General features: G+C 67.4%; 14 protein-coding genes. 9 read left to right on the forward strand and 5 right to left on the reverse strand.

The annotated features are described in order from the left end of the window. Positions 1–103: 103 nt before the first annotated feature. The 4 genes from VGD28_RS07590 to VGD28_RS07605 all read right to left on the reverse strand — a co-directional run bounded on the left by VGD28_RS07590 (position 104) and on the right by VGD28_RS07605 (position 6,406). Positions 104–874: a FadR/GntR family transcriptional regulator gene (locus VGD28_RS07590; protein WP_331027729.1), complete on the reverse strand. Its 771-nt coding sequence runs from the start codon at positions 872–874 to the stop codon at positions 104–106. A 209-nt stretch (positions 875–1,083) separates the two neighbouring features. Continuing rightward, positions 1,084–3,864 carry a TonB-dependent receptor gene (locus VGD28_RS07595; protein ID WP_331027730.1) on the reverse strand — a complete coding sequence of 927 codons (2,781 nt, stop codon included), beginning with the start codon at positions 3,862–3,864 and terminating at the stop codon, positions 1,084–1,086. Between the two features lie 90 nt (positions 3,865–3,954). Then, a complete protein-coding gene (locus VGD28_RS07600; RefSeq protein WP_331027731.1) occupies positions 3,955–5,220 on the reverse strand; it encodes an MFS transporter in 1,266 nt (421 codons plus the stop codon). Positions 5,221–5,254: 34 nt separating this feature from the next. Beyond that, entirely contained in the window at positions 5,255–6,406 is a 1,152-nt protein-coding gene (locus tag VGD28_RS07605) for a mandelate racemase/muconate lactonizing enzyme family protein (RefSeq protein WP_331027732.1), read from the reverse strand. Between the two features lie 206 nt (positions 6,407–6,612). Here VGD28_RS07605 and VGD28_RS07610 point away from each other — a divergent pair, with 206 nt between their 5' ends. Further along, positions 6,613–7,347, forward strand: a complete 735-nt coding sequence (locus VGD28_RS07610) for a FadR/GntR family transcriptional regulator (RefSeq protein WP_331027733.1) — start codon at positions 6,613–6,615, stop codon at positions 7,345–7,347. Between the two features lie 131 nt (positions 7,348–7,478). On the opposite strand, the gene VGD28_RS07615 is transcribed toward VGD28_RS07610, so the two are convergent. Further along, the gene (locus VGD28_RS07615) at positions 7,479–7,853 is read right to left on the reverse strand and encodes an L-rhamnose mutarotase (protein ID WP_331027734.1); all 375 of its coding nucleotides are present in this window, start codon (positions 7,851–7,853) and stop codon (positions 7,479–7,481) included. Between the two features lie 72 nt (positions 7,854–7,925). Between VGD28_RS07615 and VGD28_RS07620 the strand changes: the two genes are divergently transcribed. The 8 genes from VGD28_RS07620 to VGD28_RS07655 all read left to right on the forward strand — a co-directional run bounded on the left by VGD28_RS07620 (position 7,926) and on the right by VGD28_RS07655 (position 16,401). Beyond that, positions 7,926–9,119, forward strand: coding sequence for an aldose 1-epimerase family protein (locus VGD28_RS07620; protein WP_331027735.1), 1,194 nt, complete (start codon positions 7,926–7,928; stop codon positions 9,117–9,119). Then, the gene (locus VGD28_RS07625; RefSeq protein WP_331027736.1) at positions 9,116–9,862 is read left to right on the forward strand and encodes an SDR family NAD(P)-dependent oxidoreductase; all 747 of its coding nucleotides are present in this window, start codon (positions 9,116–9,118) and stop codon (positions 9,860–9,862) included. The genes VGD28_RS07620 and VGD28_RS07625 overlap by 4 nt, the downstream gene beginning before the upstream one ends. Before the next feature lie 10 nt (positions 9,863–9,872). Next, the gene (locus VGD28_RS07630; protein WP_331027737.1) at positions 9,873–11,066 is read left to right on the forward strand and encodes a CoA transferase; all 1,194 of its coding nucleotides are present in this window, start codon (positions 9,873–9,875) and stop codon (positions 11,064–11,066) included. Further along, entirely contained in the window at positions 11,063–12,181 is a 1,119-nt protein-coding gene (locus VGD28_RS07635) for a carbohydrate ABC transporter substrate-binding protein (RefSeq protein WP_331027738.1), read from the forward strand. Before VGD28_RS07630 ends, VGD28_RS07635 begins: the two co-directional genes overlap by 4 nt. Continuing rightward, a complete protein-coding gene (locus VGD28_RS07640) occupies positions 12,178–12,948 on the forward strand; it encodes an enoyl-CoA hydratase/isomerase family protein (protein ID WP_331027739.1) in 771 nt (256 codons plus the stop codon). The genes VGD28_RS07635 and VGD28_RS07640 overlap by 4 nt, the downstream gene beginning before the upstream one ends. 9 nt (positions 12,949–12,957) lie before the next feature. Then, entirely contained in the window at positions 12,958–13,914 is a 957-nt protein-coding gene (locus VGD28_RS07645) for a D-glycerate dehydrogenase (protein ID WP_331027740.1), read from the forward strand. Continuing rightward, complete coding sequence (locus tag VGD28_RS07650; RefSeq protein ID WP_414714477.1) at positions 13,898–14,701, forward strand: kinase; 804 nt, start codon at positions 13,898–13,900, stop codon at positions 14,699–14,701. The genes VGD28_RS07645 and VGD28_RS07650 overlap by 17 nt, the downstream gene beginning before the upstream one ends. Positions 14,702–14,766: 65 nt before the next feature. After that, entirely contained in the window at positions 14,767–16,401 is a 1,635-nt protein-coding gene (locus VGD28_RS07655) for a rhamnogalacturonidase (RefSeq protein ID WP_331027741.1), read from the forward strand. The last annotated feature ends 66 nt before the right edge of the window (positions 16,402–16,467 follow it).

Here is a 16,467-nt window from a genome sequence, read left to right on the forward strand (position 1 = left end):
CCCTCCGTCAGCTTGCAGCTGACACCTCCCCCCTGGCGGGGGAGGATTGGACTGCCGAATCTCCACAGGCCGACGAGGCTGTCTTAGGGAAGCCTAAACGACTCTATTTGCCGCGCTTGCCCGGCGCGGTGCTCTTCTCGATCCGCGAGACGCCATGGCCGATGATGTCGCGCATCGCCCGCGCGGCGCGCTCGCCGTCGCGCGCCTCGATCGCATCGACGATCTGAGCATGGCCGCGCACGCTGGTCTGGTGCTCCTCGGCCTCGTTCACCGGCGAGCTCATCCGGAACGACGCCATCAGCGCAGTCTCGATCACTGCGGAGAGCGAGCGCATCAGCGCATTGTCGGAGGCCTGGCCGATCGCCTTGTGGAATTGCAGGTCGGCCTCGGCGAAGTCGCGCGCGCTGTCGGTGGCGTCGCGCATCCCGGCAAGGTGGCGGCGCATCTCGGCGATATCCTCGTCGGTGCGGCGTTCGGCGGCGGCGCGCGCGGCGGCGGATTCGATCGCGACGCGGATCTCGGCCAGGTCGCGCAGGAAGGTCATGTCGAACCCCTGGTTCGCCTTCCACGCCAGGATGTCGGCGTCGAAATAGTTCCAGTGCGCGCTGTCGAGCACGGTGGTGCCGACGCGCGTCTTGGAGACGATCAGCCCCTTGGCGGTCAGCGTCTTGAACACTTCGCGCAGCACGGTGCGCGAGATGCCGAAGCGCGCCAGGATCTCCGCCTCCTGCGGCAGCTTCTCGCCGGGCGCGATGACGCCGGACAGGATCTCGTTGCCCAGCACCTGCGCCACCTGATCGTGGCTGGAGCGAATGTTGCGCGCGAACCGGCCGAAGCGGGGTTCGTCCTTGTCGGTCGCTGCCTGCTGGTTCACCCGTTGCACCCGATTCCTGCCCCCGTTTCAGCCGCCGCGGCCCGGTGGCTCCGCGGTCAATTCCCCTGTATGGGGCGAAGCGCAGCATAATTCCATCCGCCATTTAATGGCAATGTGTCCCACCAAATGAAGCGGGGTGCTCCGCCAGGGTCCGGTGGACCGTGACGGAGCACCCCTGAGCCGTGCCGGGGAGGGGTGGCAGGCGGCTGTCAGAAGCGGACGCGGACGCCCGCGGAAACGCGGCGGCCGGTGGTGCGGTATTCCTTGGTGCGGTCCTCGCTCATCGAGTAGAGGAACTCCTTGGCGTTGTTCAGGTTCACCGCGTCGGCGAACACGGTGAAATTCGGCGTGACATCATAGCTGAGGCTCACGTCGAGCTGGCCGTAGCCCCGGAAATATTCCTGCTCGGAGTTGCGGCCGATCGCCGTCTGGAGGAAGTCGTCGCGATAGGTATAGGCGACGCGGGCGGCGATCCCGTATTTTTCGTAGAAGCCGACCAGGCTGTACGAATATTCCGACAGGCCTTCGAGGCTGTAGCTCCGGCCCGGCACCACGCTGGGATATCGCGCGTCCGACTCGGTGTAGTTGAAGCTGGTCTGGACGCCGAAGCCGTCGAACGGGGCCGGCAGCCAGTTGCCGAACGACTGGCGATAGCCGACCTCGAAGCCCTTGACGGTCGCGCCCTTGCCATTGGCCGGCACGGTCACGGCGAACTTGATCTGGTCGACGGTCTCGTCAGTCGTGACGGTGGTCACGAACGAGCCGATCTTCTTGTAGAAGGCGGCGACGTTGAGCAGCGAATCCCGCGCGAAATACCATTCGGCCCCGAGCTCGACCTGGTCGGCCCGGAACGGCTGCAGATCGGGGTTGCCGCGGCGGATCGTCTCGTTGCCCGGGTTGGTCTGGATCGACATGCGCGGCGACAGATCGGTCAGCGTCGGGCGCGTCATCACCTTCGATGCGGCGAAGCGCAGGATGAAATCGTCGGCGACCGACAGCCGCATGTTCAGCGAAGGCAGCCAGTCCTCATACTTGCCGCGGAAGTTGACCGGCACGGGCGTGGGCGTCAGCACGATATCGTTCTGGCCCGTCGGATTGCCGTTCGCATCGAGCCGCGGCCGCGCGCTGACGATCGTGCGCGAAGCGCCCGTGGACGTGTAGTCCGTGTTCTCGTAGCGCAGCCCGGCGTTGATCACGAGCGGCATGCCGGCGACTTCGGTGTCGAGCGTGCCCATGAGATAGGCCGACTTCACCTTCTCGTCGATCACCGAGGAGGCGGTGGCCGAGCGGACGGCGGGATCGAAGACGAGCCCGTCCTGCGTGGCGAACTGGTCGATCTGGTTGACCAGCGCATGCGGGTCGTAGATCAGCCAGTCGCGCAGAATGTTGCCGTCATGGCTCGAGAAGAAGTTGCGATTGGTCGATTCGAACAACGACGGGGAGAGCGCCCGGTTGGACCCGCAATAACGGCACTGCTGGTCGAACGGCGTTTCATAGCCGTCGATCGACTTGATGCGGCTCGACGCCATCACGCCGGCGGCCAGCGTCAGGTTGCCGCCGCCCGGCTCCCATTCGATGTCGCCGCGATATTCCTCGATCTCGTCATCGCCGTTGTTGCCGCCGCCCCAGATGTAATAATGCGCGGTGATGCCCTGCGGATTGGTCGCGGCATTGGCGTAATTGGGGCTGGTGAAGCCATAGTCGTAGATCGGGCTGCCGCTTCGGCGATCGAACCAGTGATCGATATTCTTGCGGCGGATGGTGGTGAACAGGTTGTTCTCGCGCCCGCGCTTGCGCGCGTCGGACAGCGACATGTCGAACCCGACCTTGAGATCGTCGGTCGGCCGCCAGTCGATATTGATGCCGAACTGGCTGGTCGTGACGTTGCGGTCGTCATACTGGATGATCTGGTCGACGAAGCCGCCGACATAGCGCTGATACACCGCTTCGCCGCCGGTCTGGACGCCGTTGACGACGCTGCCGCCCTGCACGACCTGCTCGACCAGCGTGCCGCCGGAAAAGTCATAGGCGAGGCCGGTCTGCTGCTCGATGAAGCGCGCCTTCGAGACCAGCGCGTCGATCGTCACGGTCAGCTTGTCGCTCGGGCGCATCTGCACCGCGGCATTGACGCCCCAGCGCGTCATCTCGCGCTCGAAGAAGAAGGGCGAGAGATTGGACGGCATCGACACGCCCGAGAACGGCGTGACGCCGGGCCCGACGCGCGCGCCGGGCACGCCGCCGGCGGTGTAGTAGCCGTCGGTCGAGGAGCGGCGGACATGGCCCGCACCGATCGTGAATTCGTCGATGCGGTTATCCTGCTTGGCCCACACGCCGGCCAACGCCACGCCGAACGTGCCGGAATCGTTCTTCCAGCTCGCCACGCCCGAGAATTCGGGGTTCCAGCTGTCGGCGATCTCCGACCACATGCCGGTCGCGGCACCGGCGAACTTGAACCCGGCCTTCTGGTCGAGCGGACGCAGCGTCTTGACGTTGATCGTCGCGCCGATCGACGAGCCGTTGAGGTTCGCCTGGGGCGACTTGTACACATCGGCGCCCGAGATGATCTCCGACGGGATCACGTCGAACGAGAATTCGCGGCCGTTATTGTCGGTCGCGAGCGTGCGGCCGTTGACGGTGACGGCGTTGAACTTGGGGCCGAAGCCGCGGACGGTGACGTAGCGGCCCTCGCCGCGATTGCGCTCGATCGTCACGCCGGCGACGCGCTGAAGCGACTCCGCGACATTCTGGTCGGGCAGCTTGCCGAGGTCCTCGGCGACGATCGAGTCGACCACGGCGACCGCGTTGCGCTTGATGTCGATCGCGGCGCGCTCGGACGCGCGGATGCCGGTGACCAGGATCTCTTCTTCGGCCGGGGCGGCCTCGTCCGCCTGCGGCTCCGCGGCGGGCGCGTCCTGTGCAAGGGCCGGCTGCGCGAGCGTCAGCGCGCTTCCTGCGGCAGCGCAGAGCAATAGGGCACGGCGGAACTTCATCTTCCCCTCCTGAGAGCAATTCTTTGACGGCAGAATGGCGCAAGCCAACCCGTATGTCAAATTATCATAATATGTATTATAAATATCGGGCTAGCGCACGCCCCGGATCGGCAGGACGCACAGCGCCGAGCCGAATACGAAGATCACCGCCGCCCAGAAGATCGCGCGATAGTCGTTGGCGAACAAGGCGAGCAGCCCCGCCGCCATCACCGGGCTGATGATCTGGGGGATGTTCACCGCGGTGGTGAGGATGCCGAGGTCCTTGCCCTCGTCGCCCAGCGCGCTCTTGGGCAGCACCTGAGTCATCAGCGCCATGTCGATCGACATGAACATGCCGTATCCGACGCCGATGATCGCGGCATAGGCCCACATGCCGTTCATTTCCGGCGCGGCGAGCGGGGCCACCATCGCGCAGCCCATGATCAGGCTGCCCAGGATCACGAACGGCTTGCGCGCCTGATATCTGTCCGAGAGCCAGCCCGAGACGAGCGAGGAGGCGACGAGGCAGATCAGGGTGACGATCGCCATGTTGGCGATGGCGATGTTCGAGGCGTCGTTGCCGAGGCCGATATAGTCGCGCAGGATGTAGAGCAGATAGGCCGCGACCGCCTGATAGCCCATATAGATGAAGAAGCGGCTGGCGAACGCCCAGGCGAAGTCCGGATGCTCGCGAGGGCTGATCCAGAACCCCTTGAGGAACTCTCCCCAGCGCATCGGACGGCGCGGCATCGTGTCGCTCGGCGGCTCGCGGTTGATGACGACGAAGGCGATGCACGAGGCGGCGACTGCGGCGGCGAACAGCCCATAGGCCAGCGCGCGGTCGCCTGCGAGGTAGCCTGCGACGACGGTCCCCGCGGTTAGCCCCGCGGTCATGCCCGCGCCGACGATGCCGCTGACCGCGCCGCGCGTCTCGGGGGCGAAGCGGTCGGCGATCAGCGTGGTCATCGCCGGCTGCATCGAGTTGTAGGCCACCGCCGCCATCACCCAGAGCACCATCAGCGACCAGAAGCTGGTCATCCACGATACGCCGAACAGCGCGGCCGATCCGATCAGTGATGCGATCGCGATCCAGGGCGAGCGGCGGCCCCAGCGGCTGCGCGTGCGGTCCGACAGCGCGCCCGCGATCGGAGTGGTCAGCGTCGAGAAGATCGAGGTGATGAAGAAGATCAGCGCGAGGTTGTTGGCCTTCGACCCCTCGTCCAGCTCGGCAATCTGATTGGGCAGCAGCACGCCGAGCACGCCGCTGTAGAGTGCCATCAGCAGGAAGAAATTGACCATCAGCGACAGCTGGAGCTTCGCCCGCTGCGGCCCCAGCACATAGGATGGATTGGGGGCGGTGTCGGCGGCGCTGGCCATGGTCTCTCCGGTGATCTCGTCTCTTGCTTCGTCGTTACTCGGCGGCCTGCGGCCCGTCGGGCACCAGCCGCAGCCCGGCCTGGCGCGGCCTGCGGTGCGGGCCGCCGGCGCCGTTCCAGCCGGGCGCGGCGCCGTTGGCAAGCGCCGCCTCGTCGACTTCGATGCCGAGGCCCGGCGCATCGCCCAGCCGGATGCCGCCATCGGCGATCGTCTGGTCGACGCTCAGCCCCGCGGGCACGTTCCAGTCCTGCACCTCGATCCCGATCATGTTGGGCAGCGCCGCGGCGGCATGCGCCACCGGATTGGCGTTGTAGGCGACCGGCGAGACCGGCAGATTATGCGCGAGCGCCGCGGTCGCGACGCGCAGGAAATGGGTGATGCCCCAGACGCTGCCGGTCTGCACGACATCGGCGGCGCGCGCGTCGAACAGCGGCGCGAACTGGTCGAGCCCGGTCAAATTCTCGCCCGTCGCCACCGCCGCGCGGCAGGCGCGCGAGATGCGCGCATGGCCTTCGGCGTCCCAGCGGCGCACCGGCTCCTCGATCCAGGTGAGGTCGAGCTTCGCCTCGATCTCGGCCAGGTGGCGCACCGCCTGCTTGACGTTCCACGCCTCGTTGACGTCGAGCATCATCGCTGGCCGCGCCGTATTGGCGGACAGGATGTCGCGCGCGGCGAGCAGCCGGTCGATGTCGCGCGCGATATCGCGCCCGCCCTTGATCTTGGCCGAGGTGAAGCCGCGCTGCGCCCAGTCGCGATAATGTGCGGCAAAGGCGTCGTCCGGCAGCCCGTAGCACAGGCCGGAGGCATAGCCGGGCACGAACCGGTCAAGCGCGCCGAGCGTGCGCCACAGCGGCTCGTCCGCCATCTTGGCCTTCAGATCCCACAGCGCCATGTCGACCGCCGCGATCGCGCCATAGGTCGCGCCGGCATGGCCGCTCTTGAAGACATGAGCGAGCATCGAATCGTAGAGCGCGGTCACCGCGCGCGGATCCTGCCCCTCGACTGCGGGGAAGACGCGGGCGATATCGGCATGCTGGCCCAGTCCGATGCCGGTCAGCCCGCCATCGGTCTCGATCAGCAGGATCGGCACCTCGGTCACCCCGCTTTCGACCACGCCGTTGACGTCGCCCACCGGGCGGCCCCAGTCATGGGTGGTCGTCAGGCTGCGGTATCCGGTGATCTTCATACGTAAGCGGCGCCCCTATGCCGGGCATCGCTGCTGCCCGCTGTCGAAACATAGTATGTATTATCTTTCCAAATCTGCAAGCCCCCCGGAAACTGCAAGCCCCCGGAACTACAAGCTCTTGCGTATCGGGCGTTGCGGCTTCACCCTCTTGGGACGATGGCGTACAATATGAACAGGGAACCGAACGGCGTGAGCGAGACAGGCACATGAACAGCGAAGCCACGGCCGCGCATCAGCGGGTCCGCCGCCGTCCGCGCCTGTCGACCGCGGTGGTCGAGGATCTGGTCAACGCGATCGTCATGGGCACCTATCCGGTCGGCACCGCGCTGCCGCCGGAGAACATGCTGTGCGAGATGTACGACGTCAGCCGCACCGTGGTGCGCGAGGCGACGACCGCGCTGACCGAGAAGGGGCTGGTCGTCTCGCAGCAGGGCCGCGGGACCATCGTCCGCGGCAGCCGCGCCTGGAACATGCTCGATCCGATGATCCTCTCCGCCCTGTTCCAGGGCGAGGATGGCCTGCGTTATCTCGACAATCTGTCGGAGGTGCGCACGCTGCTCGAATCGGCGATGGCGGCCAAGGCCGCGGCCAACGCCACGCCCGAATCGATCGCCGAGCTCGCCGGGCAGATCGACAAGCTCGAGGGGCTGGTGACGATGCCCTCGGCCTATGTCGTCGAGGATCTGCGCTTCCACGACATCATCATGGACATGTCGGGCGATCGGCTGAGCAAGGCGATCATCGACGGCATCCAGTCGGAGGCGCTGCGCACCCATGGCTATTCGGGCAAGCTCAGCGTCGAGCATGTCAAGCTGACCCACGCCGCGCACCGCAAGGTCTATGAGGCGATCGCCGCGCGCGATCCCGACCGCGCGTCGAATGCGATGCGCGAGCATATCGCGGGGTCGTGGGAAAAGCGCCGGGCGCAGCCGCGGGGGTAAATCTTTCTGATCCTCCCCCGCCAGGGGGAGGTGTCCGCGGAGCTGACGGAGGGGGCGGCTGCCAGAACGTGCGTTAGGGAGTCCTCCCCTCCGTCGCGCTGCGCGCGCCACCTCCCCCTGGCGGGGGAGGATTAGTTCGGCTGCTCATCCAGCGAGTAGATCCGCTCCATCTCCACCCAAGTCTGCTCCGGTGCGAACGGCAGGGATTTCTGAAAACTCGCCATGAGCTTGTCCCACGCCGCGACCTCGGGGTTCGCGACGTCCCTTGCGCGCTTGGTCTCCGGATCCGGCGCGCGCTCCGTGTCCTGCTCCATCACCATGAACATCCGGTCGCCGACCAGCCAGATCTCGAGCGACTCGACCCCGTCGGCGCGGATCGCGGCACTCACCGCCGCCGGCGGGCCGCCCGGCGCGTGCCAGCGGCGATAGGCGGCGATCAGCCCCGGATCGTCGTGCAGATCGACGGCGAAGCAGCGGCGGACCAGGCGACGAGGATTTGCGGACATGAGCGAATTCTCCGGCACGTCGATTGACGCATTGCGCCATCTTGCCCTAAACATCATACGTCTTACAACATCATGATGGAGCGGGATGTGCCGAGGCTCTATGGCAAGACCCTTAACCGGCGCGAGCTGGCGGCGCGATCGGGTTCGCTCTCGCAATTCGCCGGCGTGCGGCTGTCGACGCTGGGCGACGGGGTCGAGCGCGGCGTGCGTAGCCTCGAATTCCGCACCGGCTCGGGCCTGCGCTTCACCGTCCTCGTCGACCGCGCGATGGACATCGCCGAGTGCGAGCATAACGGCCGTGCGGTGGGCTGGCACTCGCCCTCGGGCTTCCGCCATCCTGGCCTGCACGATTATGAGGGCGAGGGGGGGCTGGGCTGGTTCCGCTCGATGTCGGGCCTGCTGATCACTTGCGGCCTCGACCATGTGCTGTTCATGCACGACGATCCCGCCGGCCATTATTTCTACGGCCCGCGCGAGAAGGTGTCGTCCTCGCTCCACGGGCGGATCGGCACGATCCCGGCGCGGCTGACCGGCTATGGCGAGACCTGGAACGGCGACGAATGCGTGCTGTGGGCCGAGGGCATCGTCCAGCAATCGACCGTGTTCGGGGAGGACCTTCACCTCATCCGGCGGATCGAGGCCGATGTCGGCGGGGACGAGATCCGGTTGATCGACCGCGTGGTCAATCACGGCTTCTACCGGACGCCGCACATGTACTGCTATCATATCAACGTCAGCCATCCGGTGGTGGCCGAGGGCTCGCGCTATGTCGCGCCGATCCGCGACGTGATCTGGGCGGCGCATCACGACAAGTATCGCGACCAGGGGACCGGCTACCGCACCTTCCCCGCGCCGATCGTCAATTTCCACGAGCAGGTGTGGCAGCACGACATGGCGGCCGATGCCGCGGGCAAAGTCAATGTCGCGGTGGTCAATGAGAGACTCGGCTTCGGCTTCGAGGTCGAAACGCGGAAAGACCAGTTCCCGGCGATGTACGAGTGGCAGAACCTGCATGCCGGCCATTATGCCGTGGGGATCGAGCCGTCGACCAACCATGTCATGGGCAAGGATTTCGCGCGCGAGCGCGGCGAGCTGATCTGGCTCGAGCATGGCGAGGAGCGGCGCTACGACAGCGTGTTCCGCATCCTGCCCGATGCCGGTGCCGTGGCCGATGCGGTGAAGCGGATCGAGGGCGTCGCGCTTCAGCCTGCTGACGAATATCCCGAACCCTCGGGCAATTTCCCGCCGATCGGAGGCGCGAAGTGAAGGGCCGTGTCGTCCTTTACACCGGCGCGGCGGGCGGGCTGGGGCTCGACACCACGCTGCTGCTGATCGAGCGCGGCGCCACGGTGGTGGCGATCGACAACGACCTGGCCAAGGTCGACGCGCTCAAGGCCGCGGCGGAAGGCAAGGGGCCGGGCGAGCTGGTCGTCTCGACCGCCGACCTCTCCGACCTCGCCGGCTTCCGCGCGACGCTCGACCAGCTGGCGCGGCACATCGGCGGGTTCGACGTGGTGATCAACAATGCCGCGATCTACCCGTCCAGGCCGTTCGAGGAATACACGATCGAGGAGCATCAGGCGGTCCAGCGCGTCAATGTCGATGCCGGGATCGTCGCGGTGCAGGCCGCGCTGCCAGGGATGCGCGACAAGGGCTTCGGGCGGATCATCAACGTCTCCAGCATCACCATCTCGGGCGGCTGGGCGAACCTTTCGCCTTATGTCGCGTCGAAGATGGCGCTGGTCGGGCTGACCCGCGCCTGGGCGCGCGAGTTCGGCCCCTATGGCATCACGGTCAACGCGATCGCGCCGGGCGCCTTTCCGACCGACGCCGAGAAGATCCATCCCGATCCCGAAGGCTATAACCGCATGGTGCTCGACGCGCAGGCGATCAAGCGCCGCGGCACCGCCCAAGACATCGCCAACGCCATCGCCTTCTTCGCGAGCGACGAGTCCGGCTTCGTCACCGGCCAGACGCTGCACGTGAACGGCGGCTGGACCATGAACTGAGGAACACCAAGTGACCAATATCCTGAGCGGCATCCGCGTGCTCGACTGCTCGATCGCGATGGCCGGGCCGTTCGCGGCGCAGCGCATGGGCGACATGGGCGCCGATGTGGTCAAGGTCGAGCCGACCAGCGGCGAGTGGCAGCGCCACGCCAGCGCGGGCGGCGCCAACGGCAACAAGATCAACGTCTCGTTCCTCTCGCTCAACCGCAACAAGCGCAGCCTCGCGGTCGACCTCAAGGCGCCCGAGGGCAAGGCGCTGCTGCTCGAGCTGGTCAAGGACGCCGACGTGTTCCTGCAGAACTACCGGCCCGGCGTCGCCGAGCGGCTGGGCGTGGACTATGCGACGCTGTCGGCGATCAATCCGCGGCTGATCTATGTCTCGATGTCGGGCTATGGCGAGGACGGGCCGTACCGCAACTATCCCGGGCAGGACCTGCTGCTGCAGGGCATGTCGGGCGCGATGATGTCGACCGGGGCGGAGGGCGCGCCGCCATCCGCCGCGGGGCAATATCTGGTCGATGCGATCACCGCCTATTCGGCGTTCGAGGGCGCGCTCGCGGCGCTGTTCCATCGCGAGCGCACCGGCGAGGGGCAGCTGGTGCAGGTCAACATGCTCGACGCGATCACCACGATCCAGATGCAGGAGCTGTCGGTGTTCACCGTCGGCAACAAGCCGCAGGCGCGATCGGCCGAGCCGCATGCGCACAGCTATATCCGCGCGCCCTATGGCGTGTTCGCGACCAAGGACGGCTACATCACCGTGGCGATGGCCTCGCTCAAGAAGCTCGGCGAGCTGTTCGGGGATTCCTTCTTCGACGGGCTCGATGACGAGCGCGACAGCTGGGCGCTGCGCGACCAGATCTTCGCCAAGGTGAAGGAGCACCTGCCCGCGCGCACCAGCGCGGAATGGCTGGAGGCGATGCGCGCGCGCGATATCTGGGCGGGGCCGGTCTATGGCTATGCAGACCTCGTCGATGATCCCCAGATCAAGCACAACGGCACCTTCGTCGAGTACGACCATCCGACCGAGGGCCGGGTGAAGGCGCCGGGCTTCCCGATCCGCTTCTCGAAGACCCCTTCGACCGTCGAACGCGGCGCGCCTCTGGTCGGCGAGCATAGCCGTGAGCTGCTGCGCGAGGCCGGGCTGGACGACCAGGCGATCGAGGCGCTGATCGAATCGGGCGTGGTTCGCCAGCACGCATGACCGTTCCCACCTATCGCGGCCTGACCTGGGATCATCCGCGCGGCTACAACGCGCTGGCCGCCGCCACGGCGCAGGCCGATGCGTTTTCGCTGAGCTGGGACAGGCATTCGCTGGAAGGGTTCGAGTCGCATCCGATCGGCGAGCTGTGCGCGCGCTACGATCTGGTGGTGCTCGACCACCCGCATGTCGGCGAGGCAGTCGCGGCGGACTGCCTTGTGCCGCTGGAGGCGATATTCGACGCGGACGAGATCGCGGGCTGGCGTGGCGCGGTCGCCGGGCCGTCGCTCGCCAGCTATCATTATGCGGGGCGGCACTGGGCGCTGCCGCTCGACGCCGCGACCCAGGTGATGGCGTATCGCCGCGAGACCGTCGCGCTGCCGCCGATCGAATGGGCGCAGCTTCCCGCCTTTGCCGAGGACCATGCCGTCGCGCTGTCGCTCGCCGGCCCGCATGCGATCCTGAGCTTCCAGTCGATCTGCGGCGCGCTGGGGTTCGAGGCCGGTGCGCCGCGCGACACCTTCGTCGACCGCGCCGTCGCGCGTGAGGCCTTTTCCCTGATGGCGGCGCTGACGGGCGAAGTTACGCGGCGGGCGCAGGCGCTGAACCCGATCGCGATGCTTCGCGCGATCGAGCGCGGCGAGGGGATCGACCTTTGCCCGCTGATCTACGGCTATGTGAACTACGCGACGCGCGGCGTGGGCTTTGCCGATGCGCCTGCCGGACCTTCGGGCCGGATCGGATCGACGCTGGGGGGGACGGGAATCGGCGTGTCGAAGCGCTGCCGGATCACGCCCGAGCTGCTCGATCATCTGCGCTGGCTGATGTCGGAACCAGTGCAGCGCGGCTTCATCCCGCAGCATGACGGCCAGCCGGCGCTGCGCTCGGCATGGCAGAATGAGGCGGTCAATGCGGCGACTGGCGGCTTCTTCGCCGCCACGCTCGCCACGGTGGATGCGGCGCTGCTGCGCCCGCGCCATGACGGCGCGATCGCTTTCCAGACCGCGGCATCGGCGCAGCTGCGCGCGGCGCTGCTCGACGGCGATGCCGCCGATCCCCTGCTCGATCAGATCGATATCCTCTACCGCAAGCACCATCCGGCCGGAGCCGAGACATGACCGACGACCTCCTGTTCACCATGGCCGACCATGTCGCCACCATCACCTTCAACCGCCCGGCCAAGCTCAATGCGCTGACGCCCGAGATGGCCGCCGCGCTGATCGCCGCGGTGAGCGAGTGCAACGCCAGCGACGCGGTGCGCTGCGTCGTGATCACCGGCGCGGGCGAGAAGGCCTTCTCCGCCGGATCGGACATCACCACGCTCGACGGCTATGCGACGCCGTGGGATTTCCGCAACCGCGACGATTATTGCGACGCGCTGCGCGCCTGCCGCAAGCCGGTGGTTGCCGCGGTCAACGGCTATGCGCTGGGCGGCGGGCTGGAGACGGCGATGGCGGCGGACATCCGCATCGCCTCGATCAATGCGAGGTTCGCCGCGCCCGAGATCAAGCTCGGCTGGATCGGCGGCGGCGGGATGGCGGCGGGGCTGACCTATTCGATGGGCGCCTCCAACGCCGCGCTGATGCTGCTCACCGGCGACATGATCGATGCGGAGAAGGCACTGGCCTGGGGGCTGGTGAGCGAGGTGGTCGCGCCCGAGGCGCTGCTCGCCCGCGCGCAGGCGATCGCCGTGACCATCGCCTCGCGCGCGCCGATCGCGGCGGAGACGGCCAAGCTCAACCTGCGCGCCGCGCATACCATGCCGTGGGAAAAGGCGATCGAATATGAGCGCGACCTGCAGGCGATCTGCTTCGCCACCGAGGATGCGAAGGAAGGCCGCGCCGCGTTCGCGGAGAGGCGTGCGCCCGTGTTCCGGCGGCGCTAGTCTCCACGCATGACCAAGCCCAGGATCCTGCTCACCCGCCGCTGGCCCGACGCGGTCGAGGCGCGGCTGGCTGCGAGCTACGAGGTGACGCTGAACGAGTCCGATGTGCCGATGGACGCCGCGGCGCTCGCCGCAGCGATGCGCGAGCATGACGCGCTCTGCCCGACCGTCACCGATCGGATCACCCGGGAGGTTATCCTGACCGAAGGCCGCCGTGCCCGGATCATCGGCAATTACGGCGCCGGGTTCGAGCATATCGATCTCGATGCCGCGCGTGAGGCCGGGGTCGTGGTGACCAACACTCCGGATGTGCTCACCGACGCCACTGCCGACATCGCGATGACGCTGATCCTGATGGCGACGCGCCGCGCGGGCGAGGGGGAGCGGGAGCTGCGTGCCGGGGAATGGACCGGCTGGCGGCCGACGCATCTGCTCGGCCGATCGCTGCGCGGGAAGGTGCTGGGGCTGGTCGGCTATGGCCGCATCGCGCGCGCCGTGGCGGAGCGGGCCAGGGCGTTCGGGATGGAGATCGCTGTCCACAGCCGCAGCCGTGCCCACGACGTACCCGAGGCGGCCTATCACCCCTCGCTCGACAGCCTGTTGCGCGTCGCCGATATCGTATCGCTCCACGCCCCGGGCGGAGCGGCGACGCGGCATATGATCGATGCCGCAGCGCTTCGCGCGATGAAGCGCGATGCCGTGCTGGTGAACACCGGCCGCGGCACGCTGGTCGACGAGACTGCGCTCGCCGAGGCGCTGAGGGCGGGTACGATCGCCGCCGCCGGTCTCGACGTGTACGAGCGCGAGCCTGCGGTCGAGGCGGCGTTGACCGGCCTGTCCAACGCGGTGCTGCTCCCGCATCTGGGGTCCGCCACGCTTGAGACCCGCGAGGCGATGGGGATGAAGGTCGCCGACAATCTCGATGCCTTCTTCGACGGGCGTGAGCCGCTTGACCGCATCGCTTGAGATCGTCGCCCGGGTCGCCGCGGGCTGGCTCGAGGCCGGCCCGCGGCCGCTGATCCTCGGCATCTGCGGGTCGCAGGGCAGCGGCAAGTCGACCCTTGCGCGCGGCCTCGCCGCCCGGCTCGGCGTGCGCGCCGCGATCCTTTCGCTCGACGATCTCTATCTCGGCAAGGCGGCGCGCGCCGCGCTGGCGCGCGATATCCATCCGCTGCTCGCCACGCGCGGCGTGCCGCTGACGCATGATGTGGCGCTGGGGTGCGCGATCCTCGACGCGGTGAAGGCGGGGAAGCCTATCCGTCTGCCGCGGTTCGACAAGGCGAGCGACGAGCCGCTTCCCGAAGCGCAATGGGAAGTGGTCGACTCCCCGCTCGACCTGCTGATCCTCGAGGGCTGGTGCGTCGGTGCCGCCGCCCAGGCCGATGCCGATCTCGATGCGCCGGTCAATGATCTCGAACGCGCCGAGGATCCCGGCGGCATCTGGCGCCGCGCCGTCAACGACGCGCTGGCCGGTCCCTATCAGGCGCTGTTCGCCCGTATCGACCGGCTGGCATTGCTCGCGGCGCCCGGGTTCGAGGTCGTGCAGGGCTGGCGCACGCAGCAGGAAGCGGAGCTTCGCGTCACCCTCGCCGGGCAGGGGCGCGATCCTGCGCTGGCGATGACCGATGCGCAGGTCGCGCGCTTCATCCAGCACTATGAGCGCATCACCCGCGCGATTCTCGCCGAGATGCCGGGACGCGCCGATCTGACGATCAATCTCGACCCCGAGCGCCACGTGATCGACAAAACCTGACTTACAGCTTGCGATCACCTGCTCGCTAATTCATCATATGATTTAAACGAGCCAGGAGAGGTCATTTGCTCGAAGCACGGGCCGAGTTCAGCCGCAGGACGGCATTGCTTGGGGCAGGGGCGGCGTTGGCCGCGAGCGCGGTGCCGGTACGCGCGACCGGATCGCTGAGCGGCTTCCACGACGTCCGCGACTATGGCGCAAAGGGTGACGGCAAGGCGATCGATTCGCCCGCGTTCAACCGCGCGATCGAAGCGGCGAGCGCGAAGGGCGGCGGGACGATCGTGGTGCCGCCGGGCCGCTATCTCTGCTTCTCGATCCGCCTGAAGAGCAACATCACGCTCGTCCTCAGCCCCGGATCGGTGATCGAGGCGGCCAGCCCCGACCGGCACAGGGGCCAATATGACCTGCCCGAAGGCGTGTGGGAGGAGCAGTTCGTCGATTATGGCCTCGCGCATTTCCACAACAGCCTGATCTATGGCGACGGGGTCAGCGACGTCGCGATCATCGGCCATGGCCTGATCCACGGCCTCGGCCTCGATCGCGAGGGGCCGCCGCAGGGCTGGCACGGCATCCCGGGCTGGAAATCGCCGAAGGAGCGCGGGCTGAGCGCCGACGCCGCCCGCCGCGCCAATCCCGAAGAGATGAAGTACGAGGGCCGCGGCAACAAGGCGATCGGGCTGATCCGCTGCCGCAACGTGCTGCTCAAGGATTTCTCGATCCTGCAGGGCGGGCATTTCGCCTGTTATGTGATGGGCTGCACCAATGTCCGGATCGACGGGCTGACCGTGGACACCGACCGCGACGGCATCGATCTCGATTGCTGCCGCGACGCGCGCGTCGTCAATTGCGTGGTCAACGCGCCCAAGGACGACGCGATCTGCCTCAAGAGCAGCTACGGGCTGCAGGAAGCGCGCTTCTGCGAGGATGTGCAGGTGATCGGCTGCAAGACCAGCGGCTATCTGCTCGGCACCCTGCTCGACGGCACCTACCAGAAGTCGCCCTATATCGCTCCGGACAAGGTCGGCGTGCTCGGCCGCATCAAGCTGGGCACCGACAGCATCGCCGGCTTCCGCAACATCCTGATCGCCGATTGCATCTGCGAGAATTCGCGCGGGCTGCAGCTCGGCGCGATCGATGGCGGTGTGCTTGAGGACGTCACCTTCCGCGACATCAACCTGGTCAACCCGGTCAACCACCCGATCTTCCTCCGCCTCTCCGCCCGCAATCGCGCGCCCAAGGGGGCTGGCGTGGCGAGGGTGCGCCGCGTGCGCTTCACTGGCATCCAGGTCTCGGGCGCGCGCATGGAATATCCGTGCGGCGTGGTCGGCATCCCCGACGGGATCATCGAGGATGTGAGCTTTCGCGGCGTCCATGTGACCGCTGCGGGCGGTGGCTCCGAAGCGGATGCGAGCCGGCAGGTGCCCGAGCGGCGCAATTCCAGCCTCGAGCCGAGCTTCATGGGCATTCTGCCCGCGCACGGCCTTTATGCGCGGCATGTGCGTAATTTGAGCGTCGTCGATTGCGGGTTCGATATCGCTGCACCTGACGCGCGGCCGACGGTGGTGCTGGAGAATGTGAATGGCGCCGTGATCGAGGGCCTCGCCTCGCCCAAGCCGCGCGACGCTGTGGTGCGCGCTGGCGCGGGCAGCCGCAACATCGCGATCGGGTCGGTCCGGACATTCTCGGGGGCAGCGGTCTGATCTGGGTCACTGCGCGGCATAGCGGCGCCATATGATGAAAAGCGCGCCCGGCCGGGGGGATGGCCG

Source organism: Sphingomonas sp. (assembly GCF_036402235.1).
In the GTDB taxonomy this organism is placed as follows: Bacteria; Pseudomonadota; Alphaproteobacteria; order Sphingomonadales; family Sphingomonadaceae; genus Sphingomonas.

Bases quoted from the DNA above. Each gene is read 5' to 3' on its own strand.
- VGD28_RS07595 (WP_331027730.1), bottom strand. From the start codon at position 3,864: ATGAAGTTCCGCCGTGCCCTATTGCTCTGCGCTGCCGCAGGAAGCGCG.
- VGD28_RS07600 (WP_331027731.1), bottom strand. From the start codon at position 5,220: ATGGCCAGCGCCGCCGACACCGCCCCCAATCCATCCTATGTGCTGGGG.
- VGD28_RS07605 (WP_331027732.1), bottom strand. From the start codon at position 6,406: ATGAAGATCACCGGATACCGCAGCCTGACGACCACCCATGACTGGGGC.
- VGD28_RS07610 (WP_331027733.1), top strand. From the start codon at position 6,613: ATGAACAGCGAAGCCACGGCCGCGCATCAGCGGGTCCGCCGCCGTCCG.
- VGD28_RS07615 (WP_331027734.1), bottom strand. From the start codon at position 7,853: ATGTCCGCAAATCCTCGTCGCCTGGTCCGCCGCTGCTTCGCCGTCGAT.
- VGD28_RS07620 (WP_331027735.1), top strand. From the start codon at position 7,926: ATGATGGAGCGGGATGTGCCGAGGCTCTATGGCAAGACCCTTAACCGG.
- VGD28_RS07635 (WP_331027738.1), top strand. From the start codon at position 11,063: ATGACCGTTCCCACCTATCGCGGCCTGACCTGGGATCATCCGCGCGGC.
- VGD28_RS07640 (WP_331027739.1), top strand. From the start codon at position 12,178: ATGACCGACGACCTCCTGTTCACCATGGCCGACCATGTCGCCACCATC.
- VGD28_RS07645 (WP_331027740.1), top strand. From the start codon at position 12,958: ATGACCAAGCCCAGGATCCTGCTCACCCGCCGCTGGCCCGACGCGGTC.